Source organism: Marinobacter sp. KMM 10035 (assembly GCF_046537445.1).
GTDB classification, from domain to species: domain Bacteria; phylum Pseudomonadota; class Gammaproteobacteria; order Pseudomonadales; family Oleiphilaceae; genus Marinobacter; species Marinobacter sediminicola.
In genome coordinates, this window is record NZ_JBBVMG010000001.1 from 562762 (window position 1) to 589397 (window position 26636).

General features: G+C 54.1%; 16 protein-coding genes. 10 read left to right on the forward strand and 6 right to left on the reverse strand.

The annotated features are described in order from the left end of the window. The first annotated feature begins 106 nt into the window (after window positions 1-106). The 3 genes from recC to recD are packed head-to-tail and all read left to right on the forward strand — an operon-like array spanning window position 107 to window position 9626. Window positions 107-3655: an exodeoxyribonuclease V subunit gamma gene (recC, locus tag AADB16_RS02490; protein ID WP_410801160.1), complete on the forward strand. Its 3549-nt coding sequence runs from the start codon at window positions 107-109 to the stop codon at window positions 3653-3655. Beyond that, window positions 3652-7383, forward strand: coding sequence for an exodeoxyribonuclease V subunit beta (recB, locus tag AADB16_RS02495; RefSeq protein WP_410801162.1), 3732 nt, complete (start codon window positions 3652-3654; stop codon window positions 7381-7383). The genes recC and recB overlap by 4 nt, the downstream gene beginning before the upstream one ends. Beyond that, complete coding sequence (gene recD / locus AADB16_RS02500) at window positions 7380-9626, forward strand: exodeoxyribonuclease V subunit alpha (RefSeq protein WP_410801164.1); 2247 nt, start codon at window positions 7380-7382, stop codon at window positions 9624-9626. The genes recB and recD overlap by 4 nt, the downstream gene beginning before the upstream one ends. 77 nt (window positions 9627-9703) lie before the next feature. On the opposite strand, the gene AADB16_RS02505 is transcribed toward recD, so the two are convergent. Next, on the reverse strand, window positions 9704-11506 hold the full coding sequence (locus AADB16_RS02505) for an ABCB family ABC transporter ATP-binding protein/permease (RefSeq protein WP_410801166.1): 1803 nt from the start codon (window positions 11504-11506) through the stop codon (window positions 9704-9706). A gap of 108 nt (window positions 11507-11614) precedes the next feature. On the opposite strand from AADB16_RS02505, the gene AADB16_RS02510 reads away from it, so the two are divergent. The 3 genes from AADB16_RS02510 (at window position 11615) to AADB16_RS02520 (ending at window position 15568) form a co-directional block, all read left to right on the forward strand. Then, entirely contained in the window at window positions 11615-13348 is a 1734-nt protein-coding gene (locus AADB16_RS02510) for an ABC transporter transmembrane domain-containing protein (protein WP_410803565.1), read from the forward strand. A gap of 97 nt (window positions 13349-13445) precedes the next feature. After that, on the forward strand, window positions 13446-14723 hold the full coding sequence (gabT, locus tag AADB16_RS02515; protein WP_410801168.1) for a 4-aminobutyrate--2-oxoglutarate transaminase: 1278 nt from the start codon (window positions 13446-13448) through the stop codon (window positions 14721-14723). 107 nt (window positions 14724-14830) lie between these two features. Further along, complete coding sequence (locus AADB16_RS02520) at window positions 14831-15568, forward strand: VC0807 family protein (protein WP_309044166.1); 738 nt, start codon at window positions 14831-14833, stop codon at window positions 15566-15568. A gap of 117 nt (window positions 15569-15685) precedes the next feature. Here the strand turns inward: AADB16_RS02520 and gyrB are convergent, their stop codons facing one another. The 5 genes from gyrB to dnaA all read right to left on the reverse strand — a co-directional run bounded on the left by gyrB (window position 15686) and on the right by dnaA (window position 23364). Next, complete coding sequence (gyrB, locus tag AADB16_RS02525) at window positions 15686-18100, reverse strand: DNA topoisomerase (ATP-hydrolyzing) subunit B (RefSeq protein WP_298451473.1); 2415 nt, start codon at window positions 18098-18100, stop codon at window positions 15686-15688. A 79-nt stretch (window positions 18101-18179) separates the two neighbouring features. Further along, window positions 18180-19313, reverse strand: a complete 1134-nt coding sequence (gene recF, locus AADB16_RS02530; RefSeq protein WP_309044167.1) for a DNA replication/repair protein RecF — start codon at window positions 19311-19313, stop codon at window positions 18180-18182. A gap of 128 nt (window positions 19314-19441) precedes the next feature. Beyond that, window positions 19442-20713, reverse strand: a complete 1272-nt coding sequence (locus AADB16_RS02535; RefSeq protein ID WP_410801170.1) for an ABC1 kinase family protein — start codon at window positions 20711-20713, stop codon at window positions 19442-19444. A gap of 8 nt (window positions 20714-20721) precedes the next feature. Next, the gene (gene dnaN / locus AADB16_RS02540; RefSeq protein WP_298451481.1) at window positions 20722-21825 is read right to left on the reverse strand and encodes a DNA polymerase III subunit beta; all 1104 of its coding nucleotides are present in this window, start codon (window positions 21823-21825) and stop codon (window positions 20722-20724) included. Between the two features lie 72 nt (window positions 21826-21897). Further along, on the reverse strand, window positions 21898-23364 hold the full coding sequence (gene dnaA / locus AADB16_RS02545; protein ID WP_309044169.1) for a chromosomal replication initiator protein DnaA: 1467 nt from the start codon (window positions 23362-23364) through the stop codon (window positions 21898-21900). A 680-nt stretch (window positions 23365-24044) separates the two neighbouring features. Between dnaA and rpmH the strand changes: the two genes are divergently transcribed. From rpmH to yidC, 4 genes are read left to right on the forward strand one after another with little or no spacing between them, the layout of a single operon-like run. Next, window positions 24045-24179: a 50S ribosomal protein L34 gene (rpmH, locus tag AADB16_RS02550; RefSeq protein WP_008172542.1), complete on the forward strand. Its 135-nt coding sequence runs from the start codon at window positions 24045-24047 to the stop codon at window positions 24177-24179. Between the two features lie 15 nt (window positions 24180-24194). Continuing rightward, window positions 24195-24602, forward strand: coding sequence for a ribonuclease P protein component (rnpA, locus tag AADB16_RS02555; protein WP_410801172.1), 408 nt, complete (start codon window positions 24195-24197; stop codon window positions 24600-24602). Further along, window positions 24602-24895 carry a membrane protein insertion efficiency factor YidD gene (gene yidD, locus AADB16_RS02560; protein ID WP_410801174.1) on the forward strand — a complete coding sequence of 98 codons (294 nt, stop codon included), beginning with the start codon at window positions 24602-24604 and terminating at the stop codon, window positions 24893-24895. Before rnpA ends, yidD begins: the two co-directional genes overlap by 1 nt. Window positions 24896-24899: 4 nt before the next feature. After that, complete coding sequence (gene yidC, locus AADB16_RS02565; protein ID WP_309044171.1) at window positions 24900-26621, forward strand: membrane protein insertase YidC; 1722 nt, start codon at window positions 24900-24902, stop codon at window positions 26619-26621. The last annotated feature ends 15 nt before the right edge of the window (window positions 26622-26636 follow it).

Consider the following 26636-nt stretch of genomic DNA (forward strand, 5'->3'; position numbering starts at 1 on the left):
CCACTGCACCTGGTCTGATTCTTATACCAGTTGCGGTACTCTTTACTAGTTAGCGCCAGCACAATGCCCTGATCACGGGTGATACGATAATCCGATAAGGAAAAGCATGCCCGAACATTCTGCCATCACCCCCGGTTTTCACGCCGTTCACGCCAACCATCTGGAAGACCTGCGCCGGGCTGTGGTGTTTATCTGCCAGCAGAACCCGCTGCCGCCGCTACAGAGCGAGACCTTTCTGGTGCAGAGTAATGGTATTGCCCAGTGGTTGAAGCTGGCACTGGCGGAGAAGCGTTCGGAAGATGGCAGTGAAGGTGGGCTCGGAATCGCTGCTGGTATGGATTTTCTGTTCCCGGCGCGATTTATCTGGCAAGCCTACCGTGCCGTGCTGCCGGATGGCGAAGTGCCGGAGCAATCTCCCTTTGATAAACGGCGGCTGGTGTGGCGGCTTTATCGGCTGCTGCCGGAACTGGTTCATACCGACGAGGTGTTCAATCCGCTGGCGCGCTTTCTGGAAGGCAGTGATCCGGATTTGCGAGCATTCCAGTTGGCCGAAAAAGTAGCGGATTTGTTCGACCAGTATCAGGTGTTCCGCGCCGATTGGCTGGCCGCCTGGGAGCAGGGCCGGGATGTGGTGATCACCGCCCGCAGCGAAGAAAAGCCGGTTGAGGAAGACACTCTTTGGCAGCCGATGCTCTGGCGCAAGCTGGTGGAAGATACAGGCGCTGAAGCCCACACCAGCCGTTCGCAGATTCACACGCGGTTTATGGCCGAAGGCCAGCGTATCTCTGCGCCCGCTCACCCAAGCCGTTTGCCCAAACGCATCGTAGTATTCGGGGTATCCTCGCTGCCGCGTCAGGCGCTGGAAGCTCTCTACGTGCTTAGTCGTTTCAGCCAGGTGGTGCTGTGCGTACACAACCCGTCGCAGTTCTACTGGGCGGATATTGTCAGCGACCGCGAGCTACTGAAAGCGGAGCGCAAGCGCGGCAAAGTCCACCAGACCCTGTCGAAAATTGAAGATGCCGACCAGTTGCACCAGCACGCCAATCCGCTGCTGGCCGCCTGGGGTAAACAAGGCCGGGATTATATTCGCTTGCTGGATGAGTTCGACAATCCCGATGAGTATCGTGCCAGCTTCCAGACGCCGGATCAGAAGATCGATATCTTCTCCGAGCACGGATCGGATCAGGCGCCTTGCCTGCTGCATCAGCTTCAGAATGACATCTACAACCTGACGCCGCTTCAGGAAATTCGGGATGAACAGCGTGAACTCGACCTGGCTCACGACCATTCCATAGCTTTCCACGATGCCCACAGCCCGCAACGGGAAGTGGAGATTCTGCACGATCAGCTGCTGGCGGCCTTCAACGCAGATGCCACGCTGCGACCCCGGGATGTGATGGTGATGGTGCCGGATATCAACGTCTACGCACCTCATATTCAGGCGGTGTTTGGTCGCTATACTTCAGGCCTCAAGCGCCACATTCCGTTCACCATTTCCGATCAAGGCCAGCGCCACCACGAGCCGGTACTGATTGCCCTGGAAACGCTCATGTCGCTGCCCCGCAGCCGTTTCGGGGTGAGTGAGATTATCAGCCTGCTGGAAGTGCCCGGGGTTCGCGACCGCTTCGAGATTGCCGAAGAAGAAATTCCGTTGGCGCGTCGTTGGGTAGAAGGCGCTAACATCCGGTGGGGCCTGCACGGTGCCCACCGGGAAAGCCTGGAGTTGCCTGCCGGTCTGGATCGCAACACCTGGCAGGCTGGCCTGCGTTCCATGCTTTTAGGTTACGGCATGGGCGACGACGAGCCTTGGGCAGGTGTTCAGCCCTACGGTGAAATCGGAGGGCTGCAAGCAAGCTTGGCAGGCCGTCTTGGCGAATTCGTTTACCGCTTGGAAACCTTATGGCAAGAGCTGCAGGCAAGCCGCACACCCCAAGAGTGGGAAGAGCTCTTCTCGGCCATGCTGGAGCAGTTTTTCCACAAGGTAGAAGGGCACGACCTCCTGCTACTTAACCGCTTTCGCCGGCAGCTGGAGCAGTGGCTGGAAGACACGATGGCCGCCGGGCTGGATCAACAGTCGCTTCCGTTGAATATCGTGAAGGACGTGTTACTGGAAGGCCTGGATGAAGGCGGCCTGAACCAGCGCTTCCTGGCCGGCAAGGTAAACTTCGCCACACTCATGCCCATGCGTGCGATCCCCTTCCGAAAAGTATGCCTGCTGGGCATGAACGACGGCGACTACCCGCGCTCACGGCCGCCGGTGGATTTTGATCTGATGGCTCAGGATTACCGCCCGGGCGACCGCTCCCGCCGGGAAGACGATCGTTATCTGTTTCTCGAAGCCATGCTCTCAGCTCGCGAGCAGCTGTATATCAGCTGGGTAGGGCGCAGCATCCGTGACGACTCGCCGCGACCACCCTCGGTACTGGTGGGCCAGTTGCAGGATCATCTCGACAGCTTGTGGCAGGTGCCAGGAAAGCCAAAGGATTCCGTAACCGCCGCACTGACCACCAGCCACCCGCTGCAACCCTTCAGCCGGGATTATTTCCCCGAAGCCCAACACACCCGCAGCCTGTTCACCTACGAACACGAATGGCGCGGTGCCCATGGCAACGAAACGGAAGAACCGCGTCAGCAACAAACAGCCCTGCCATATCAACAGCCCGAGGAACCCATCACCCTCAACGATCTGGCTGGTTTCCTGAAAAAGCCTGTGGATACCTTTTACCAGCGCCGTTTGCAGGTACGCTTTGAGGATGTGGAAGACGACGACACGGATAACGAAAACTTTGATCTGAACGGTCTCGACCGCTGGCGTCTGGATACTGAACTGATTGAGCAGGGCCTGCTGAAAGCCGGCAATGAAGAAGACCTGCACAAACGCCTGGAAAGCACGCTGGATCGCATGGCGCGACGTGGCGACCTGGGTATGGGCGTCACCGAACACAGATTGCGTAGCGACCTCTCCGGCCGTTTGCCGGATCTGTTCCAGCGCTATCAGAGCGCTCTGGCCGAGTGGCCCGAGACGATCAACGAGCCGATACCGTTTGAGTACAGGCTAGCCAACAGCACCGGATCGGTAGAGGTGCTGGACTTGATTAACAACCTGCGCCGCAACCACGACGGCAATGCCTGCCGCCTGGTTATCGCCGGTTCCAGCCTGCTCACCGGCAGCGGCAGCAGCAAAAAACTCCGCTACGCCAACCTGATGCGGGATTGGGTGATTCATCTGGCAGGGCAACTGACAGCACAACCGTTTGAAACCCTGATTCTGGGCAAGGAAGAAGGTCGCAAAGTCCGCTTTGCACCTCTGCCCAAGGAAACTGCCGCCAAGCATCTGAACGCCATACTGGCCCATTGGATAGAAGCCAGCACCCGCGCCTTGCCGCTGCACTGTGAAGCCGGTTTCGCCTGGATTTACAGCTTCTACCAGAGCAAGAAATTTCTCGGTGATCACGAACGCGCCATCAGCGATGCCCAACAGGCCTACACCACAGCCCTGGAGCGCGACACAGGCTATCTGCGCGGTGCCTTTGAAAATCCTGAAGCTCTGATGGAAAGCGGCGAATTTGAAGCCTTGCTGCACGCGCTTTATGTGCCCCTTTGGGAGGCCGAACAGGATAAATCCGCCGCTGCTCAGATTGAGGGCAAGCTATGACGGCTACAACCGTGACAAAAAACCCGAACCTCGATCCACTGGCGCTGTCCCTGAACGGCAGCAGCCTGATTGAGGCCAGTGCGGGTACCGGCAAAACCTTCACCATCGCCATTTTGTACGTGCGTTTTGTGCTTGGCCACGGACAACCCGAAGACAGCCCGCTGGCTTCCGGCATGCTGCCGCCCAACCTGCTGGTGGTGACCTTCACCGACGCTGCCACCAAGGAACTGCGAGACCGTATCCGCACCCGGCTCACGCAAGCGGCCGAGGTGTTTTCCAGCAACGGGGGGAGCATTCAGTCCACGCCGGAAACCGCACTGATCCATCAGCTCCGGGATGACAGCTACCCAGACCCGGCAACCTGGCCGGACTGCCGCAAAAAACTTCTGCTGGCCGCCGAGTGGATGGACGAAGCTGCGGTGTCCACCATTCACGCTTGGTGTAACCGGATGCTCACTGAGCATGCGTTCGACAGCGGCAGCCTGTTCCGCCTTTCTCTGGAAACCGATCAGAGTGAACTGCTCGATGAGGTCGCGCGGGACTACTGGCGCACTTTTATCTACCCGCTGTCGCCGGTACTGATGGACGAAGTACTGAGCCACTGGAAAACCCCGGACAACTTGCGCGCCTCTGTGCATAACCTGCTCGGCGATGCCGACTCCTTTGAAGTCGCCACCGACGATGTAAAGCAGGCCATCGAAGCCACTGTGCAAAAGCGCATGGAGCGGGCTCAGGCTTTGAAAGCCTACCCATGGGCAGACTGGAAGCCTGAAGTTACCGACATGCTGATTGCGCTGAACAAGAGCAAACGCCTGCACGGTGGCAGCATGAAACCCATGATTGCCGCTTGGGACAAACTGCTGGAGTGGGCTGCCTCCGATGAGCTTTACCCGGAGGGTCTGGACAAAGCCGGTTTCCAGAACCAGACACCGGACATACTGCCGACAAAACTCAAAGGCGAGGGCGATGCACCCCATCATCCCGCCTTTGATGCCATTGCAGAGCTGATCGAATTCAGCCAGAGCCTGCCCAGCGCCGAGGCCGACATTCTTCGGCACGCCAGTTGCTGGATTGCAGCGCGGCTGGAATCGGAAAAACAAAAGCGCTCGGAAATGGGCTTTGACGACCTGCTCACACGGCTGGACGACGCCCTGCATGGCCCCCGTGGCGATCAACTGGCCGCCACCATTCGTCGGCAGTTCCCGGTGGCGCTGATTGACGAATTCCAGGACACAGATCCGGTGCAATACCGCATCTTCAACCGCATTTACCGGGTTGCAGAGAATCACCTGCATACCTGCCTGCTGATGATTGGCGATCCGAAGCAGGCCATTTACGGCTTCCGCGGCGCCGACATCTACACCTATCTGGACGCCCGCACCGGTGCCCGCGACCGCACCTGGACGCTGGGCCGCAACTTCCGTTCGTCCAAGCCCATGGTAAAAGCGGTCAACCGGGTGTTTGAACATGGCGACCTGAACAGCCCGGAAGGTGCCTTCCTGTTCGGCAAAGGCGACACCTCACCCCTGCCATTTAAGGGCGTAGACGCCAACGGCACCAAGCGCCTGTGGTCGGTAAATGGCGAGGTACAGCCCAGCCTCACCCTATGGTCACTGGAAAGCGATCAGGAAGACAAAAATGGCAATCGTAAAGGTCTCGCTAAAGGCGCCGCCACAACGGATGTGGCAGAAACCTGCGCCAGCGAAATCGCCCGACTGCTGACACTTGGCCAACAAGGGCTGGCAGGATTTGCTCTGGAAGAGAACAAAGGCGACCTGGAGCCGGTTGAACCCAAAGACATAGCCATTCTGGTGAATAACCGCAACGAAGCCGCTGCTGTGCGAGATGCGCTGGGCCAAAGGCGCATTAAAAGTGTGTACCTGTCTGACCGGGATTCGGTGCTTACCTCGCAAGAGGCAAAAGAAGTGCTGTGCTGGCTCAAAGCTTTTGCCGAGCCACGGCAACTGGCCTACGCCCGGGCTGCTCTGGCCACGCCCACGCTGGGTTTGCCTTGGCGCTATCTTGACCAACTGTTGACCGACGAGATGGCGCTGGAGCGGGAGATTGATCGCTTTATGGGCTATCAGAAGCAATGGCAGAGCCAGGGTGTACTGCCCATGCTGCGCAGCTTCCTGATGGACTTTGATGTACCCGGCCGCCTGCTGCAGCGCCCGGAAGGTGAACGCCGGCTGACCGACATTTTGCACATTGCCGAACTACTGCAACAGGACAGCCTGCAACTGGACGGCGAACACGCTCTGGTACACCACTACACCCAGATTCTGCGCGCGGCGGACGAAGAAGACGAACACCGCACCCTGCGCCTGGAAAGCGATGCCGGCCTGGTAAAGGTGATTACCGTCCACAAGTCCAAGGGTCTGGAATATCCCTTGGTGTTCCTGCCCTTTGGCACAGCCTTCCGCGCTCAGAGCGAAAAACAGTCGTTCGTGCGTTATCACGATGACAACGCAAAGCTGATCACCGTATTTGATCCAACGCCGGAAGACGTTGCCCGGGCAGATCAGGAGCGGTTGGGCGAGGATATCCGCAAACTCTACGTGGCCCTGACCCGCGCCCGCTTCGCCACTTGGGTGGGCGTTGCCGAGATTGATAACTGGCACCTCAGCGGTCTGGGTTATCTACTGGGTGGAGAGCCTGCTGCGCAACACCCGCTGAGTGACGCGCTGAAGCATCTGGTTGATGGCCACACAGAGTTATGTACAGAGGCTCTGCCAGAAGCGACCGGATTGCGTTATGCAGAAGAAGCGCCCGCAGCACTCGGGCCTGCACTGATCTCAACCCGCGAAGCCCGGGAAGACTGGTGGATTGCCAGCTACTCCTCACTGGAATACAGCGGGCTTTCCGGAACCGGCATAGCCTTCGCCGGAGAAGTGGAAGACGCCGAAACCCAGAACCTTCTGGAAGAAGGCGCCCACAATCCTGAGGATGAGAACGCAAGCATTTCGCTCAGCCACAGCCTGCACAGCTTCCCGAAAGGCGCAGGCCCCGGAACCTTTCTGCACGATCTGCTGGAGTGGTGCGTGCAACAGGGGCTGCAACACATTGTGGATAACCCCGAACACTTGCGTGAGCAGCTCACCCGCCGTTGCCGCACCCGGGGCTGGAGTGACTGGGTAGACACTCTGGAGCAGTGGATACTTGCGCTCATCCGCCAACCGCTGCCGTTAAGCCGCAACAGTGGCGAAAGCGTGAGCCTGGCGGGCCTGGGCACCCTGCGCCCGGAACTGGAGTTCTGGTTTGAGAGCCGCAATGTGAGTACCCGGGCCATGGACAAATTGGTGACTCAACACACCCTCAACGGCGCGGACCGCCCGCGAGTGGATGACGGGCGCTTCAACGGCATGTTGAAAGGCTTTATCGATCTGGTGTTTGAACACAAGGGGCAGTATTACGTGCTGGACTACAAATCCAACTACCTTGGCGACAACGACAGCGCCTACACAGATCAAGCCATGGGCGAGGCGATTCTGGAGAAGCGCTACGACCTGCAATACATCCTCTATCTGCTGGCCCTGCACCGTTTGCTGAAAGCCCGCCTGCCGGATTATGACTACGACCAGCACATCGGCGGTGCGGTGTATCTGTTTTTGCGCGGCGTGAATGCGCCGGGGGCAGGGGCGTTTACCGACAAACCACCCAGAGAGTTGATTGAACAACTGGATGCCATGTTCGACGGCAAGGCAGTCCCCGGGGAGGTGGCGGCATGAGTAAAACTCGGAATACCGATAATCAGTTTGCCTTTGATCTGGATGGAGCCATTGATGCGGATAAGACACCGCCAACATCTCCCAGCCAGGACACTCGCCTTGCTTTAGACCAAACCGAAAATGTTCTGGAGCTTCTGGATAGCTGGCAGCAAGCCGGCTGGATTCGCCCGCTGGACGTGCGCTTTGCCCGACTGATTCAGGATCTTTCAGAAGAGCAGGGTGAAGCACCGCAACCGCTGGTTTTGCTACTCGCTGCACTGACATCCCATCAGGTTGGCCGGGGCCATGTATGTGTGGATCTGGCTGACCTGATAGCTGATGCGAACAGTACTCTCTCCCTGCCAACGGAGGAGCAAGAAAACGCGGATAGCAACCTCAATGGCCCTGAAGAAGTACTGGCTCGCGTGTCCACGGAACAATGCCTGGACGCTCTGGGTATGGCGCTGGCGGTAAGTGATGGCTCACAAACAACGCCCCTTGTATTGAGTGGTACTCGCCTCTACTTGCGCCGATTCTGGCGCTACGAACAGAAAATTGCAGCCGGCATTCTGCAGCGTCTGGCACAACCATCCACCCTGTCCGACCCGTCTTCACTGGCTACAAAAACACTGAGCAATGCCTTGAACGTTCTGTTCAAACCACAGGGTTCTTCGGGCGATTCGGTGGACTATCAAAAGCTCGCCAGTGCCCTGGCGGCCCGTAATCGGTTTGCCGTTATTACTGGTGGCCCCGGCACCGGAAAAACCACCACAGTAGTAAATTTACTGGCCGCCCTGCAGTCCGTCGCAGGTGAATCCGGCGAACGAGATGGCCGCAAATACCGTATTCGCCTCGCAGCGCCCACAGGCAAAGCCGCGGCCCGGCTGAACGAATCCATCGGCGGTGCTGTTAGCCGTCTGCCACTGGCACAGCTGCCGGGGCAGGTGTCTCTCGCGGACATTCCCACCAAAGTAACCACGCTCCACAGGCTTTTGGGCAGTCGCCCGGACACCCGCAAATTCCGCCATAACCGAGACAACCCGCTGCTGGTGGATATTCTGGTGATCGACGAAGCGTCGATGGTGGACTTGGACATGATGGCCTCGGTGTTCGACGCCCTGCCCGCAAACGCCCAACTTGTTCTGCTGGGCGATAAAGACCAGCTGGCCTCGGTAGACGCCGGCGCCGTGTTGGGTGAATTGTGCCAGCGCGCGCCAGATGGCCACTATCTGCCAGAAACTGTCCAGTGGCTGAAAGCCATAACCGGAACAGACATCCCGACAAGCTTTCAGGACACCGAAGGCCAACCGCTGGATCAAGCCGTGGCCATGTTGCGCAAGAGCTACCGCTTTGCCGAAGGCAGTGGCATTCGCCAACTGGCCGAAGCGGTCAACACCAACACCCTGAGCGACAGCATGCTTCAGCAAGCCCGCAGCGCCGGTTTTGAGGATGTGGTGTGGCTGAATGGCAGTGTCAGAAGACCCTCTCTGGAAGACGCTCAGGTGCTCATCTGCCGCCATGCGGTCAGTGGCAGCCCGGAAGCTTTCCACAATAACGGGGAAGGGCGAATCGATGGCAGCAGCCAGCCCTTGCCGCCACCGGTAGGCTACCGTCACTACTTATCGCTGATGCAAAATCACAGCCTCGACAGCAACAGCACAACGGAGCAGTGGGATAAACTGGCAAGATCGGTATTGGAGGCCTTCAGTGATTTTCAGGTACTCTGCGCCCTGCGCCGCGGCCCTTGGGGCGTGGAAGGGCTCAACGAGCTGATCGCCGACCACCTGCTCAAACAAAGACTCATTCCCCGCGCCGAAGGCTGGTACGCCGGGCGTCCGGTGCTGATTACCGGCAACGATTATAACTTGGGCCTGATGAACGGCGATGTAGGCATTACTTTCAGCCTGCCCTGGGGCACTGACGCACAAGCCAGCGGCGAGCAACCGAAACCCGTGTTGCGCGTAGCCTTCCCCAGCAGTGACGGCAGCGGCGACATCCGCTGGATATCACCCAGCCGACTGCAGCAACTGGAAACCGTGTACGCCATGACCGTGCATAAATCCCAGGGCTCGGAGTTCAATCATACCTGCCTGGTGCTGCCAGATCGCCTCAGCCCTGTGCTCACGCGAGAGTTGGTGTATACAGGCATCACCCGAGCAAAAAACTGGTTTAGCCTGATAACCGGTGACGCCAGCGTGTTCTCGGAAAGTGTGGAGCAGCGGGTGGTTCGGGCTTCGGGGTTAGCTTCGGTTTTGACTCGATGATTTCTTGTTTCGAAAAACCATGATGTAAGACATTTGTTCGGGCGAGCCACCAAATCTGATCCCAGGGAAAATCAGTCTCACTCGAGACTATCATCCTCACTATGCTGTTGCTGCAGCCACAATCTGGCGTAGTAGCCATTCTGTGCCAACAGCTCACTGTGCCCTCCGCTCTCCACAATCTGGCCATGATCCATTACAAGAATCGTATCGGCATCTCGCACCGTGGATAAACGGTGTGCGATGACCAGCGTGGTGCGCTGACGGCTGACTTCGTTCAGGGCATCCAGGATTGCCTGTTCGGAGATGGAGTCCAACGACGAGGTAGCTTCGTCGAGAATCAACAACGGTGGGTTTTTCAGAAGTACACGGGCAATAGCAACGCGCTGCTTTTCCCCGCCGGAGAGTTTCAAGCCGCGCTCGCCCACTTTGGTGTCGTAGCCTTCCGGCAGGCTGCGAATGAAGTCGTCCAGGCGCGCCTGCTTTGCAGCATGATGTACCTCCGCTTCCGTAGCCCCTGGCCTGCCGTATGCGAGGTTACTGTACAGGGTGTCATTGAACAGAACGGTGTCTTGCGGAACCACTCCGATTGCTGAGCGCAGGCTGTCTTGGCTAACCTCACGAATATCCTGACCATCAATGGTGATGCTGCCTTTATCCACATCAAAAAAACGGAACAACAAGCGGGCGAGGGTGGATTTACCGGCACCGCTGGCGCCTACAACGGCCAAGGTGTGACCGGCAGGAATGGTGAAGTCCACATCCTGCAAAATCGGGCGATCTGAACGGTAAGCAAAATGGACGTGATGAAAGCCTACCTCGCCTTCGTCCACTACGAGCGCCGAAGCCCCGGGAGCGTCTTTAATCGCGGGCGTTTCACCAAGCAAACCAAACAGGCGTTCCACATTCACCAGAGACTGGCGAATTTCCCGATACACAAAGCCCAGAGCGTTCAATGGAATAAACAGTTGAAGCAGATAGGCGTTGATCATGGTGAAGTCGCCCAGGGTTATAGCACCACTGGCTACTTCTCTCACGGCCATTACCATCATGGTTATCATGGCCAAACCAATGATCAGGGCCTGGCCAGAGTTGAGGGCAGCCAGAGAAAGGCGGTTTTTCAGCCGTGCCTTCTCCCAGCCTTCCAGATTCTCGTCGTATAGCTCGGCTTCGAATGTTTCGTTATTAAAGTATTTAACGGTTTCGTAGTTCAGCAGGCTGTCGATGGCGCGGGAGTTGGACTGGTTATCCCGAGCGTTTGCCTCGCGCACGAACTTGGTTCGCCACTCGGTCACTCTGATGGAGAAAACCACATACACCACCACAGCAATGAGGATGGCAAACACATAGCTGGCGTTAAACGCGACAAATAGAATGCCCGCCACCATCAGGATTTCCAGCAGGGTGGGGAAAATGTTGAACAGGGTAAAACGTAGCAGGAAGCTGATACCGGTGGTGCCTCGCTCTATGTCGCGGGCCAGCCCCCCGGTTTTTCGATCGAGATGGAAAGCCAGTTCCCGGTCGTGCAGGTGGCGGAACACCCGCAGCGACACCCGCCGCATGGCGCGCTCTGCAACCCGAGCGAACACAGCGTCCCGCAATTCGCCGAACAGGGTGCTGCTAAACCTCAAGGTTCCGTAGGCAACCACCAGCACCACGGGAATCCAAAGCAACAGCTCAGCCTCGCGGCCCTGGTCCAGATAATCCACAATGTATTTCAAGGCCACAGGCGTTGCGACCGTCGCCAGTTTTGCCAGTATCAGGAAGGCAACAGACAAGGCTACTCGCCCGCGGAATTCGGCAAGGTAGGGCCAGAGCCCGGCGATCACTTTCCAGTCAGGCTTGTGGTTAGCGGGGTAATCACTGTCAGCATAAGCGCGCAAGAGACTTCCTTCATTTTTACGGAGAGGACAAGCGTATGATAGGGCTTGTGAATATTACTCCACCTCAACTTCAGGAGTCACATCATTAACACTCGTCATCGGCAGGCCCTGAAACTCGTCATCGGCTTTATTAGTCCCTACCGCAAAGCGGTCGCGGGCGCCTTGGTGGCACTGGTCATCACCGCAGGCATCACCCTTGGCTTGGGGCAGGGCCTCAGGATTCTAGTGGATCAAGGCCTGGCTACCCAATCACCCGAAAACCTGGCCCAGGCGGTTGGCCTGTTCTTCATACTGGTGTTGGGGCTGGCTTTTGGTTCCTTCGCGCGTTTTTATCTGGTGTCGTGGATAGGCGAGCGCGTGGTCGCCGATATCCGCAAGCAAGTGTTCAATCATCTTATTGACCTGCACCCGGGGTTCTTCGAGCAGAACCGTGCTCTGGAAATACAGTCTCGATTTACTGCCGACACCACCGTTCTGCAATCGGTGATCGGCTCAACTGTCTCTATTGCCTTGCGTAATGCGCTGATGCTGATAGGTGGTTTGGCTCTGCTGTTCATCACCAACGCCAAGCTCGCCGGGATTATTTTGCTGGGTTTCCCTCTGGTTATTGCCCCCATCCTGTTTTTCGGTCGCCGGGTTCGGCAGCTATCCCGGCTCAGCCAGGACAGGGTGGCCGATGTGGGTAGCTACGTGGGGGAAAACCTCACGCAAATTAAAACGGTTCAAGCCTTCAATCATCAGCCCCACGACCGGCGGTTCTTTTCCGAGGTTTCCGAACGGGCTTTTGAGATAGCCCGAGCCCGTATCACCCAGCGCGCCTGGCTAACCACCTTGGCCATTTCCCTGGTGATGGGGGCCGTAGGCATAGTGATCTGGATTGGTGGTCTTGATGTTATCCACGGCCGCATTTCCCCGGGGGAGCTGGCTGCATTTCTGTTTTACAGTTTGTTGGTAGGCGTAGCCGCTGGGGCGATCAGCGAGGTCATCGGTGAACTGCAACGGGCTGCAGGCTCCGCGGCCAGGCTTTTTGAGCTTCTGCAAACAAAGCCGGCTTTTGATCGGCCTACTGAACAAGTAAATGAATTTCCGAGGAAAATTACCGGCGAAATCACCATCGACGGGCTTAACTTCAGTTATCCCGGTCGCAGCGAACACCCTGCACTGAGCGATATTAGCCTGCAGGTACGGGCAGGGGAGACTCTGGCGCTGGTTGGACCTTCCGGGGCCGGTAAATCCACACTGTTTGATCTCCTATTGCATTTCTATCAACCCGACAGCGGCACCATTCATATTGATGGCACAGACAGTGCCACGGTTTCTCTCGAGGCGCTCAGAAGATGCTTTGCACTCGTGCCCCAGAACCCCGCTCTGTTCCACGGCACAGTGATCGACAACATCCGCTATGCACGCCCAGAGGCCAGCCAGGCCGACGTAGAAAAAGCGGGTCGCATTGCTCACGCTCACGAGTTCATTGCAAAGTTGCCCGAAGGCTATCACTCACAGCTGGGTGATGCCGGGTTAGGGCTTTCGGGGGGCCAGAAGCAACGGCTGGCCATTGCCCGTGCGCTACTGGCCGACGCACCCATAATGCTATTGGATGAAGCCACTAGCGCGCTGGATGCTGAAAGCGAGAGCTTGATCCAACAGGCTATGCCTGCCCTGACATCCGGTAGAACCACTCTTGTGATCGCCCACAGACTGGCTACTGTACGTAATGCGGACCGAATAGCGGTTCTGGATCAGGGTCGCCTGTTAGCCGTTGGCACACATGATGAGTTGATGCAGGAGAACGAACTCTATCGCCGTTTGGCAGATCTGCAATTCCGGGAGCAGTCAGTATGATCACTCTTTTCAATGTGGTCAGTTTGTGTCATTCCGTTCTACTCCCTACACTGGTTAACGAGACTGTTTTAATCAGAGACACAGGGAGAATGGCAAAGTGAGCAACAAAGAACTTCAGGCACTCAAAGAACGCTATGTTGCAGCGGGCGTGGCGAGCCCAAACGAGCAATTTGCCGATCACGCAACCAACGCAGAACTGTGGGACGCTGACGGAAAACGCATGATCGATTTTGCGGGTGGCATTGGTGTTCTAAACATCGGCCATCGGCACCCGAAAGTAGTGGCGGCGATAAAAGCCCAGCTCGATAAGCTGATGCACACCTGCCAAACCGTTATGCCCTATGAGGGCTATGTGCGCCTGGCGCAAAAGCTGAGCGAAGTCACGCCGGTAAAAGGCCACGCTAAAGTAATGCTGGCCAACTCCGGTGCTGAAGCACTGGAGAACGCTCTTAAAATTGCCCGTGCAGCCACCGGCCGCACCAACGTAATCTGCTTCAACGGTGGTTACCACGGCCGTACCTTCATGACCATGGCAATGAATGGCAAGGCCGCACCTTACCAGACAGACTTTGGCCCCATGCCAGGCAGCGTATTCCGCGCACCTTATCCTGTGCCGTATCACGGTGTGACTGAGGAAGAAGCGCTGCGTGGTCTGCAGATGACCATGAAGGCCGACTCTCCGGCAGACCAGACAGCTGCGATCGTGCTTGAGCCGGTATTGGGTGAGGGTGGTTTTTATGCAGCACCCACCAGCTTCCTGAAAGCACTCCGGAAGATTTGTGACGACAACGGCATTCTACTGATTGTGGACGAAGTTCAGAGTGGCTTTGGCCGTACCGGCAAGATGTTTGCTCTGGAGCACAGCGGTGTTGAAGCCGACATTATTACCATGGCCAAGAGTATGGCTGATGGTATGCCAATTTCGGCAATTGTTGGTACCGATAAAGTCATGGACTCGTCGGGGCCCAACTCGTTGGGTGGCACCTATACCGGTAGCCCAACTGCTTGTGCGGCTGCCCTTGCAGTATTCGAGGTATTCAAGGAAGAAGATATTCTCGGTAAAAGCATCAGCCTGGGCGAGAAGCTAAATCAGCGCTTTAGCCAATGGCAGGAAAAGTTTACCCATGTAGATAACGTTCGCGGCTTAGGCCCCATGGCGGCATTCGAGATGGTTGAAAGTAAGGAAAGCCGCACACCAAGGCCAGATCTGGCTGCGGAGATCACCAAAAAGGCCAAAGAGAAGGGCCTGATCCTTCTGAGCTGTGGCATGTACGGTAATACCTTGCGCTTCCTTATGCCGGTAACCATCGAGGACAGCATCCTTGAAGAAGGCTTGGCAATCGTTGAAGAGTGCCTGAAAGAAGTCGGCGCCTGATACGTTTTAGTTGAATCATATGTGACCTAAGCCGAACCTCCGGGTTCGGCTTTTTTATGGCGTTCGTCGTATACTGACCTGAGCTGTTTCACCAACCAGGCAGAGCCATGACCGCACCAAATACCACATCAATGCCCGACCACAAACCGAGACCTTGGGTTGATCTTCTGGTCAGCATTATTATCCCATCCGTTATCCTGATGAAGTTCAGTGGCGACGAGCATCTAGGCAGTGTTAATGCCCTGATTCTTGGCTTGGCCTTTCCATTGGGGTGGGGCCTTTTTGAGCTGATCCGCTACAGGAAGAAAAACTTTATCGCCTTGCTGGGCCTGATAAGTGTGGGGCTCACAGGCGGTATCGGCTTGCTTGAACTGGACGCCGGCTGGCTTGCCATTAAGGAAGCAGCTATTCCCGCAATAATCGGCCTCGCGGTACTTGCCTCTACCCGCACCAAATACCCCTTGGTTCGTACTCTTCTTTATAACCCCAACGTTCTTGATGTGGACAAAATTCAAGAGTCCCTGGAGGAGAACAATCGCGTAGCGGAGTTTGAAGGGCGCTTGTTGAAAGCCAGTTACTTTTTTGCCGGAACCTTCCTGTTTTCCTCCATTATGAACTATGTTCTGGCCCGCTGGATTGTCGTCAGTCCCTCTGGTACCCAGGCATTTAATGAGGAGCTTGGCAGGATGACTCTGGTGAGCTACCCGATGATCGCCATTCCCTCTATGGTAATGATGATGCTCATCTTCTATTACCTTTGGAGAACCATCCGCCGTCTTACAGGCTACACCCTTGAAGACGTGATGGCGCCTCATTTGGCGGAGAAAGAAAAATCCAGACACTAGTCTATAGATTGCCGACAATCACGATGTAATCCAACGAGATACCCGGATTCAAGGTACAAAAAAAGCGGCCAGAGCAATACTACTCTGGCCGCTTTTTTATTACCTGATTAAGCCTGATCAGATGTCGAGGTTGTGCACTTCCAAAGCGTGAGCCTGGATGAAATCTCGACGGGGCTCTACATCATCACCCATCAATGTCGTAAAGATCTGATCTGCTGCGACAGCATCATCAATCTTCACTTTCATCATGCGGCGGCTATCTGGATCCATGGTGGTTTCCCACAGCTGATCCGGGTTCATCTCCCCCAAACCCTTGTAGCGCTGAATGCTCAGGCCTCGCTGCGCTTCCTTCATCAACCAGTCCAGCGCGCCTTCAAACGACAACACCGCCTGCTTGCGCTCGCCACGCTGAACGTATGCACCGTCCTCGATAAGTCCGTTCAGAGTCTCGCCAAGGCGCGCAATTGCACCATAAGACGGTGAGTCAAAGAAATCATGGCTAAATACATATTCAGTAGGAATCCCGTGAACATGAATCGTCACCTTAGGCAGGAACAGACCGCGCTCGGAATCCTTGCTGACTGAGAAGGTGAATTTGGTACCGGTACGGGTATCTATATCCAGGCCTTCACCAAGACGACTTGCCCAGGCAGCAACTGCTTGTTCATCTTTCAGTTGCTCTGATTTCAGAGTGTCGTTATGCAGCATCTGCTCCAACACCTTGGCAGGATAAGCGCGGGACAGCCGCTCAATCATAGCCATCACGGCCTGATAATCCTTCACCATAGTTTCAAGTGCGGAATCCTTGATGGATGGCGCTTCGGGGTTCACGAAGAGCTGTGCACCTTCCAGAGATGTCTGGGTGAGATAGGCTTCCATAGCCTTTTCATCCTTCAGGTACTGCTCCTGCTTGCCACGCTTCACCTTGTACAGGGGAGGCATGGCAATAAACACGTGACCACGTTCGATAATTTCTCGCATTTGGCGGAACAGGAACGTCAGTAGCAACGTGCGGATGTGGGAACCATCCACATCGGCGTCCGTCATGATAATGATGGAGTGATAGCGAAGCTTGTCCGGGTTGAACTCTTCCCGACCAATGCCACAACCAAGAGCCGTAATCAGCGTGCCCACTTCAGCGGAAGATAGCATCTTGTCGAAGCGTGCTTTCTCCACGTTCAGGATCTTACCTTTCAGCGGCAGAATCGCCTGGGTTTTGCGGTCTCGGCCCTGTTTGGCGCTTCCGCCGGCCGAGTCACCCTCCACTATGAACAGTTCAGAAAGCGCGGGGTCTTTCTCCTGGCAGTCTGCCAGCTTGCCGGGTAGGCCGGCGATATCCAGAGCGCCTTTGCGTCGAGTCATATCCCGTGCCTTCCGGGCCGCTTCACGGGCACGCGCCGCTTCAATCATCTTGTTAACGATCAGTTTGGCTTCGTTAGGCTGCTCTTGCAGGTATTCAGCAAAACTTTGATAGAGTTCCTGCTCGACGGCGGTTTTAACTTCCGAAGACACCAGTTTGTCTTTGGTTTGTGAAGAGAACTTGGGATCAGGAACTTTCACACTGATGATAGCCGTGAGGCCTTCACGCGCGTCGTCGCCAGAGGTGCTTACCTTGGCTTTCTTACCCAAGCCTTCCTGTTCAATGTAGTTGTTCAGGGAGCGGGTGAGTGCTGCACGGAAGCCGGCCAGGTGGGTACCACCATCCCGCTGGGGAATGTTATTGGTGAAGCAGTAGATATTTTCCTGGAATGCATCATTCCACTGCATAGCAACTTCAACCACGATGCCGTCTTCACGCTCCCGGGTAAAATGGAAAACCCGGTTAATGGGGGTTTTATTGGTATTGAGGTGCTCAACAAACGCTCTCAACCCGCCTTCATATTCAAAGATTTCTTCTTTGCCACTACGCTCATCCGTCAGGCGGATACGAACGCCACTGTTCAAAAACGCCAGTTCCCTGATGCGTTTTGCCAGGATTTCGTAGTGGAACTCAATAGTAGAAAAAGTTTCCGGGGACGGAATGAAATGCACTCGAGTGCCAGACGCTTCCGTATCACCAACAGGTGCCAACGGCGCATTGGGCACACCGTGTGTATAAACCTGTTCATACACCTTGCCATCGCGACGGATAGTCAGGGTAAGGGTAGAGGACAAAGCGTTTACAACCGAAACGCCTACACCGTGAAGACCACCGGATACCTTGTAGGAGTTGTCATCAAACTTACCCCCGGCATGCAGCACCGTCATGATAACTTCGGCAGCGGATACGCCTTCTTCCTCGTGGATATCCACAGGAATACCTCGGCCATTATCCTGAACGCTTACAGACTCGTCCGGGTGAATAATGATCCCTATCTCAGTACAGTGTCCGGCCAGAGCTTCATCGATGGAGTTATCCACCAGTTCAAACACCATGTGATGCAGGCCAGTGCCATCATCGGTATCGCCAATGTACATTCCTGGCCTTTTTCGCACCGCATCCAGTCCCTTCAGGACTTTGATACTGGCCGAATTGTAGCTCGATTCACTCATTAGGTAACTCCTGAAGCGTAAGGGCCGGCGCAATCCTCAAACCGCCTTTTGGCGCAGCTATAAGGTTGGTAGGCCGGTTTTATTCTTCCTTCAATTTGCCATGTTCCACGTGGAACATTCGGTAATCAGGTATCTGATTATTCTGCCACAGTATCTCCGGATCAGGATGCTCAATGGCGGTAATAAATACCTGGCAACGTAACTGCTGTAACTTTCGAGCCAGCATGGTTCTATGGCTCTCATCCAACTCGGCGTTAATATCGTCGACCAGAAAGCTAACCTGCTTTCCAAGGTCATTTAACACCATACTCTGGGCAATCTTCATCAGAATAACGAGGGTCTTCTGCTGGCCGCGAGAAAAGGTTTCCGCTACCGGTCGTCCCTGATACTTGATGCGGATGTCAGCACGGTTTGGCCCATAGAGGGTGTGCCCCATGCGGGCTTCCTGCTCCCTGTGGCGGACCAATACATCCGCCAGTGACTGACTCGTGTCCCATCCAGGATAGAACTCAAGTTTCAGCCCGTCTGTCCAACTTACATCCACTTCGTGAACCAGACAGTCGAAGGCACGTTTGAATTGGTCAAAGGCCGTCTTTCGGGCCTCGCTAATTCGTTCGCTCAGTGCCACGTACTGGGTATCCCAGATACGCAACATGGATTCGTCTAGTCTACCATTTCTCAGCGTTTGATTCCGCTGTGATGTGACTCTCTGGCACTGTTGCCAGCTTGATGCAAAAGAAGGTTCCACGTGGAACACTGCCCAATCCAGAAATTGCCGACGCTTTCCCGGCCCACCCGCAACAATATCAAACACACCAGGATCTATGACTGAAACGGGCAAGTGCATCGCAAGTGAGGAAAGGCTGCGTACGCTTTCCCCATCGACCCGTAATGTGGTTTCCTTCTGAGCGACATCCCGGGAGATACCTAAACGATGGGCAAGAGATCCTTCTGCCAGATCATTACGCGGCTTCTCAAGCCCATGGTCCAAACCACCAAAAACAGTGAAGCGCTGTTGCCCGTGCTGAACAACCGCTTGATGCCGACTGACACGAAAGGAACGACCCAAGCCGAGATAACCAATCGCCTCTAACACGCTGGTTTTACCGCTACCATTAGCGCCGTAAAGAAAGTTGAATGACGGTGAGAATGAAACAGGTTCAGCAGGGGAGAGGTTACGAAAAAACTCGGTATGCAGTTTTACCAGCGCCATAGGAAGCAAAGCTCGTCGCGGCAGCAAGAGGAATGGAAGGTATCCACGAAAAAAGGCAACAACTCACGGATTACGTGGGGTGCTGCCCTTAGTGTACAAAACAAGGCTGGCGAAGGCGACTACTGCCTTCAGTGAAGCATGTTCAGGCGGTCATCCATAAAGACATCCATCTCCGGCGCAAGGATATGTACGTAACGATCAAAATACAGGAATTGCTTCAATAACAGGGCGAACTCCCGCGGGAAATGCAGACCATGGCTTTCGCCCACCTTCACCATATCCATAAGGATATTGTTCACATCGTCTTCTGCTTGGTCCGCCTGATAAGGCACATGATCTGGAACCATCTTATCCATTTGCTGGTAAAGCTTGCGCAAATCCGCTGCCAAATCGTCTGTTTTCACCGTATGACTGGTAATACCTATGCGAATCATGGCATCAGCCATACCATCAAAATTCCCGACCATCACAGACGATATGAAATCGCTAACCGCCTCCCAAGTGTCTGGGCGAATACGGCCAACGATACCAAAATCGATAAACCCTACGCGCCCATCTCTAAGTACCATTAAGTTGCCCGCGTGTACGTCTGCATGAAAAAATTCGCACTTCGTAAGGCTGGAAAACCAGGTATTCATTGCGGTGATCAGCGTCCGCTCCGGATCTTTTGCATAACCGCGGATACTCTCCAGGTCGGTTAAGGGTACACCGTGGAACCGCTCCATCGTCAGTATCCGGCGAGTACTTGCATGCTCATAGACTGCAGGAACTGTTGCATCTTCATTATGGGTATCGTGGAGGAACTTCCGAAAAACTTTGAGGTTATTAGCCTCTTTAATGAAGTCACACTCCTCCATCATGGTGCGTTGAATTTCTTCAACGATACCTGAGAGAGATGTCCAGGAGAGTTTAGGTGCGAGAGTTTCAAGAATGCGTGCCGAGAGGTACAGAAAGTTCAGGTCGGTCAGCAGGATATTTTCAACACCTGGCTTTTGAACTTTGATGACTACGTCTTCGCCAGTTACGAGGCGCGCGGCATGCACCTGCGCGATGGAGGCAGAAGCCAGGGCTACCGGATCAATCTCGGAGAACACCTGATCAATCGGACGATCCAGCTCTTTACTGATAATTCCCTTAATAATGCCATACGGCAAATTGGGGGTGCGATCCAGGCAATACTGAAATTCCTCCACATATTCCTTCGGGAAGAAGGTCGGCGAACTGGCAATGAACTGCCCAAGCTTAATGTAGGTTGCGCCTAGTGACTCAAAGGTCTGGCGCAACATACGCGGGGCAGGAGGGCGATCCCCCCTGACCCAATTGACACCGGTTCGGCCTAGTACAGAAAGTGTTTGTCCAATTCTGAATGCGCCTTTGATTCCGTTCGTTACGGTGCCCATCACTTCTCCTATAGCCTCATCGGCATAACCACGTAAAGGCAGCGGTTATCCGTTTGCGATTCGATCAATGCGCTGCTGTTGGGGTTCGATAGAGTGATTTTCACCTGCTCATCATCCAGCGCGTTCATTACATCTATCAGATAGCCTACATTAAAACCAATCTGTAGTGATTCGCCCTGATAATCCACTGGCAGCGCGTCTTCGGCCTGTTCCTGATCCGGGTTGTTCGCGAACACCTGCAATTCGTTAGTGGCCAGGTTCAAACGTACACCGCGGATATTCTCATGTGACAAAATTCCGGCGCGCTGAAGGGTGTTTTTAAGCGTAGCGCGATCTGCCAACACAATCTTGTCACCGCCACGGGGAATCACCCGATTATAGTCCGGAAACTTGCCTTCAATCAGCTTGGAGGTAAACGTGTATGACCCAACGGTTGCTCGCAGATGGTTATCACCAATCACCAGAGTGACGGGAGTTTCTACATCATCCAGCAACCGCGACAGCTCAAGCACGCCCTTACGGGGCACAATCACCTGACGGGGCTCGGCACAACCGGTATTCAACTGCACGTGGGCCATAGCCAAACGGTGGCCATCGGTGGCGACCGTGCGCACGTGGTCATTATCCACTTCCAATAGCAAACCGTTTAGATAGTAACGCACATCCTGCTGAGCCATGGCGAAGGCCGTTGCGTCGAACATGCGCCTGAGTTCTTTCTGTGGCAATTCCAACCGGAAACTCTCAGGCTCATCTTCCACATTGGGAAAATGCTCGGCAGGCAGGGTAGACAACGTAAAATGACTCGCCCCGCATCGCACGTGCAAACGATCGCCTTCAAGCACAAGTTCAATTGGGGCTTCGTCTCCAAGAGACCGACAGATATCTGAAAGTTTACGGGCAGGTACAGTGATGCGCCCGGGCTGGTCAACATGGACAGGTGTCACCCGCCCGACCAACTCGACTTCCATGTTTGTCCCGGTCAGAACCAGGGTATTGTCTTCGGCTACCAGCAGCACGTTGGACAGCACCGGCATGGTCTGCTTTTTTTCAACAACACCGGCAATGCTTTGCAAAGGTATGAGCAGGGATTCACGGCTGATCGTCAGTTTCATGTCACTCAGCTTTCTATTGTTGGAAGGATGAATGTAATTTGCTTAAGGCTTAACACATCTTCTGCTAAGAAGTCAGGTGGTCAGCAATCTCATAAAATTTTGATAGTCCTCGCGGATCCCGGGATCTGTTTCCTGAAGTTCAAGGATTTTCTTGCACGCATGCAAAACGGTGGTGTGATCTCGACCACCAAACGCATCACCAATTTCCGGAAGGCTGTGATTCGTCAGCTCTTTGGATAGCGACATAGCTACCTGTCTAGGCCGTGTTATCACACGGGTACGCCGCTTGGAATGCAGGTCCGCAACTTTAATTTTATAGTACTCTGCCACAGTGCGCTGAATGTTATCTATGCTCACTTGCTTCTCGTGAAGGGCAAGCAGATCTTTCAGGCTTTCCCGAATAAACGGTGGCGTAATCTCCGACCCCGTGAAGTGAGCATTCGCTATCACCAAACGAAGCGCCCCTTCGAGCTCTCGTACGTTCGATCGTATTTTTTGGGCGATAAAAAAAGCCGCTTCGCTACTCAATTTAACATTGGTTTGCTCAGCTTTCTTCATCAGTATCGCAACCCGCGTTTCCAGCTCGGGCGGCTCAACCATCACTGTAAGCCCCCAACCAAACCGAGACTTGAGACGCTCTTCCATATCCACAATTTCTTTTGGAAACCGGTCACAGGTTACGATGACCTGCTGGCCACCTTCCAATAACGCATTAAAAGTATGGAAGAACTCTTCTTGTGAACGCTCTTTACGGGCAAAAAACTGGATATCGTCAATCAGCAACGCATCGACTGACCGGTAATACCGCTTGAATTCGTTGATAGCGTTCAGTTGCAGCGCCTTAACCATATCGGCAACAAATCGTTCAGACCGCAAGTAAGCGACCTTCGCATTAGGGTTGCGACGCACGATGTCGTTACCGATCGCGTGCATCAGGTGAGTCTTACCCAGACCCACACCGCCATACAGGAACAATGGGTTATATGCACCACCGGGGTTCTCGGCAACCTGCATGGAGGCCGCCCGCGCGAGTTGGTTTGACTTGCCCTCTACAAAGGTGTCAAACGTAAAGCCTTCGTTCAGAAAGCTCTGGTGTTTGATATCGCCTTCTACTTGAACCGGCCTGCGCCCACCGTTAGATGTGTATTCATTAAGCTGTGATTGCCGATTACCACCTGAGGTAACTGCTACACCTTTTTCTTCTTCAGTCACTCTGCCACCGGACTCTTCCTGAATCCGCTTGCTGGAATCCTGTTTAACCAGTTCCGAGCGCACGACCGGCTCACTTTCCCGGGGAGCAGAGCCTACTTTCATTCCTACTCTTGGAGCCTGGCCCCCGTTTAAATCCTTTAGCACTTCCTCTATACGACGAAGATACTTCTCATGGACCCAGTCCATCACGAAACGGTTAGGGGCAAACAACATCAGTTGTCCTTCCCGGTGATCAGACTGAAGGGGCCTGAGCCAGGTATTAAACTGTTGCGCGGGAAACTCATCCCGGAGTACTTCAAGACATTGATGCCACAGTCTGTTCGGCACGACAGCCAGCTCCCGATAACCCATAAATTTCTGGGACCTGACAACAACTGCCCGATCCCGAAAGATGACCACGGATTCTACCCCGCCAGACCTTCTAGCGAAAGTGCTAATGGCTCTCCATAAACACCCTGTGGAAATTTAATCACCTATTTATCAGTATTTTACAAACTTATATACACCCTTGTGTACAGAAAATACCTGTTAGAATAGTTACACACAGCCCTGTGTGCACAACCGCACCTCAGCTCTGTGTGTAATCACCTTGCCATCCGGTGGATAACTCACACCTCTTCAGACGCTCCTACTTATCCACAATCCATTATGCTCTGGTCCACAGGGCTTAACCCCACTTGTACGGAGCTTTATCAATACTTCAATCCACTGAATTTATTGATTTAATTTCAGTTACCCACAGAAAAAAGCGTCTGTAATAACAGTAATAATAGAATTCTTTAAAGAATATTAAAAAGACCTATAACTACTATTATTCTGCCCACCAACTCCGCACAGCTGGTTTGTTTTGTAATCTTCCCGAACGTACAATCCAGCATCGGCATAAGCCCCTACCAATAAACATTGAACCCACCGCAGAATTTGCATAGAATGCCGCTCCTGTTTTGGCTATTAATTTTTTAAGCCATTTCCTGAATGTCCAACACACGAATTGTGAGATAGTCACCATGAAAAGAACGTTTCAACCAAGCGTACTGAAGCGTAAGCGCGTTCACGGATTCCGTGCCCGTATGGCAACTGCCAACGGCCGCAAGGTAATTTCCCGTCGTCGTGCCAAAGGCCGTGCACGTCTGTCTGCGTAATCTGTCGTTCGCCTTATGAAGGCTTTGAATTTTCCGAAATCGCATCGCCTGTTACGGCCAGCTGATTACGGCAAAGTCTTCAACGACGTACAGCTGAAGGTTCCGCACAGGAATTTTCTGATCCTGGCTACTCCGAATAATCTCGGACATGCCAGGGTCGGTCTTGTGTTCGCAAAGAAGAACCTGAAACTGTCAGTTCAGCGAAATCGGATCAAACGTCAGGTACGGGAAACCTTCCGTAACCAGCCTGAACTTCCCGGAATAGATATTATCGTTCTTGGACGTCAAGGGCTTGCAGCTATGGACAATCAAGCAGTCCGAGCTTCTCTGGATGGTCTCTGGCACCGGCTAACGAAGAAATATCATCAGCTACCGCCATCTCGGCCAGCAGAAGGTTCTTCTGCCGGTAAGGGAACAGGTTAATGCGAACGTTGCTTCTTTTTCCCATCCGCTTCTACCAATATGCCATCAGCCCGCTAATGGCCAGTCATTGCCGCCACTACCCAACCTGCTCACAATACGCTATGGAAGCCATTTCTCATCACGGGTCGCTGAAAGGTTTATATCTTTCCATGAAACGCCTGTTGAAATGCCATCCTTGGGCCGAAGGCGGTTATGATCCGGTACCCGGTACGGTAAACGCAGAGTCAGAAGAAACAATTTCCTGTTGCCCTCAGGCTGACCATTCCCCAATAACAACCCAGACCAGACAGTAACTCTATGGATATTCAACGCGTCGTATTATTTGCCGGCCTGGCTATTGTCAGTTATCTGATGGTACTTGCCTGGAACGAAGATTATCACCAGCCAGTTCCTACTGAACAAGTTGCTGAATCTGGGCGTATTCAGGCAGATAACAGTTCTGCGGATGCGATGGTACTTCCAGGTGAAACGTCTCCGGGAACCTCAGCCACAAATGGTGCAAATGAAGAATTTACGACACCGGAAACTGGCCAATCCGTATCAAGTGCTGCTACTTCAGGTGTCAACGTAAGTGATCAATACATCACGATCCGCACCGATGTACTGGATCTGGTTGTTGACCGTGTTAGCGGGAATCTCGTCAAAAGCTCCCTACTTGCCTATAACAAATCTCTCGAAGGTAGCGAGCCTCTCACGCTTCTGAATAACACTGAAAATCGGTTTTATGTGCTCGAAAGCGGACTGATTGGCCAGAATGGACCAGATAGTGCCAAAAATGGTCAAGCCCCTGTCTACAGCACAGATGCAACCAGCTATGAACTGGCAGAAGGTGAAAACGAACTGATCGTGAATCTAGTTCACACCATGGATAACGGTGTTCAGATCACCAAGCGTTACCAGTTTGCCCGTGACAGCTATGAAATTGGCGTTCGTTATTTGATTGATAACCGTTCCAGTGAAAACTGGCAGGGTAACTTTACTGGCAAGATCGTTCGTGACCAGTCACCAGATCCCACGTCTGGCCCCAGCATGGGCATTAAGGCATTTCTAGGATTGGTTACCAGTTCACCTGAAGATCCCTATGAAAAGTATGATTTTGGTGACCTGGAAGACAAACGTATAAATGAGACAGTTACCAACGGCTGGATGGCTTTTCTGCAGCATTACTTCCTTGCTGCATGGGTACCTGAGCGCGATCAACCTGCACAATTCCAGACTACTCGCCGTGGCTCACTGCATGTAATGGGTTTCGTATACCCGGCAACAACAGTCGCACCCGGTGAAACAACAGAAATTGGCGCCAGTGCATATGTAGGGCCGAAGATTATCGATCGTCTTGAAGCCGTTGCGCCCAGCCTCGATCGTACTGTCGACTTCGGTTGGTTGTTCTTCATCTCCTTGCCTCTGTTCATCATCATGGAATGGTTCCACAGCTGGGTGGGTAACTGGGGTGTATCCATTATCTTGCTGACCGTTCTGGTTAAAGCTGTGTTTTTCAAACTATCAGCAACCAGCTATCGTTCAATGGGGCGTATGCGGGCAGTTGCACCCCAGCTTACCCGCCTGAAAGAACTGTACGGCGATGATCGCCAGCGCATGTCACAGGAAATGATGGCGCTGTACAAGAAGGAAAAGATCAACCCGTTGGGTGGTTGCCTGCCAATTCTGGTTCAGATGCCGGTGTTTATCTCCCTGTACTGGGTACTGTTCGAAAGCGTACAGCTGCGCCATGCGCCATTCATGCTGTGGATTCACGATCTCTCAGTAATGGACCCTTACTTCATTCTGCCAATCCTGATGGGCGCCAGCATGATGTTGCAGATGAGCCTGAACCCAACGCCTCCAGATCCTATGCAGGCGAAGATCATGAAGTTGATGCCAGTCGTATTTACCATCTTCTTCCTGTGGTTCCCGGCGGGTCTGGTACTCTACTGGTTGGTAAACAACATTCTGTCGATCAGCCAGCAATGGTACATTACCCGCAAGATTGAAGCGGAAATGGCCACTAAAAAGCACTGACGCTTTGACCGTTTG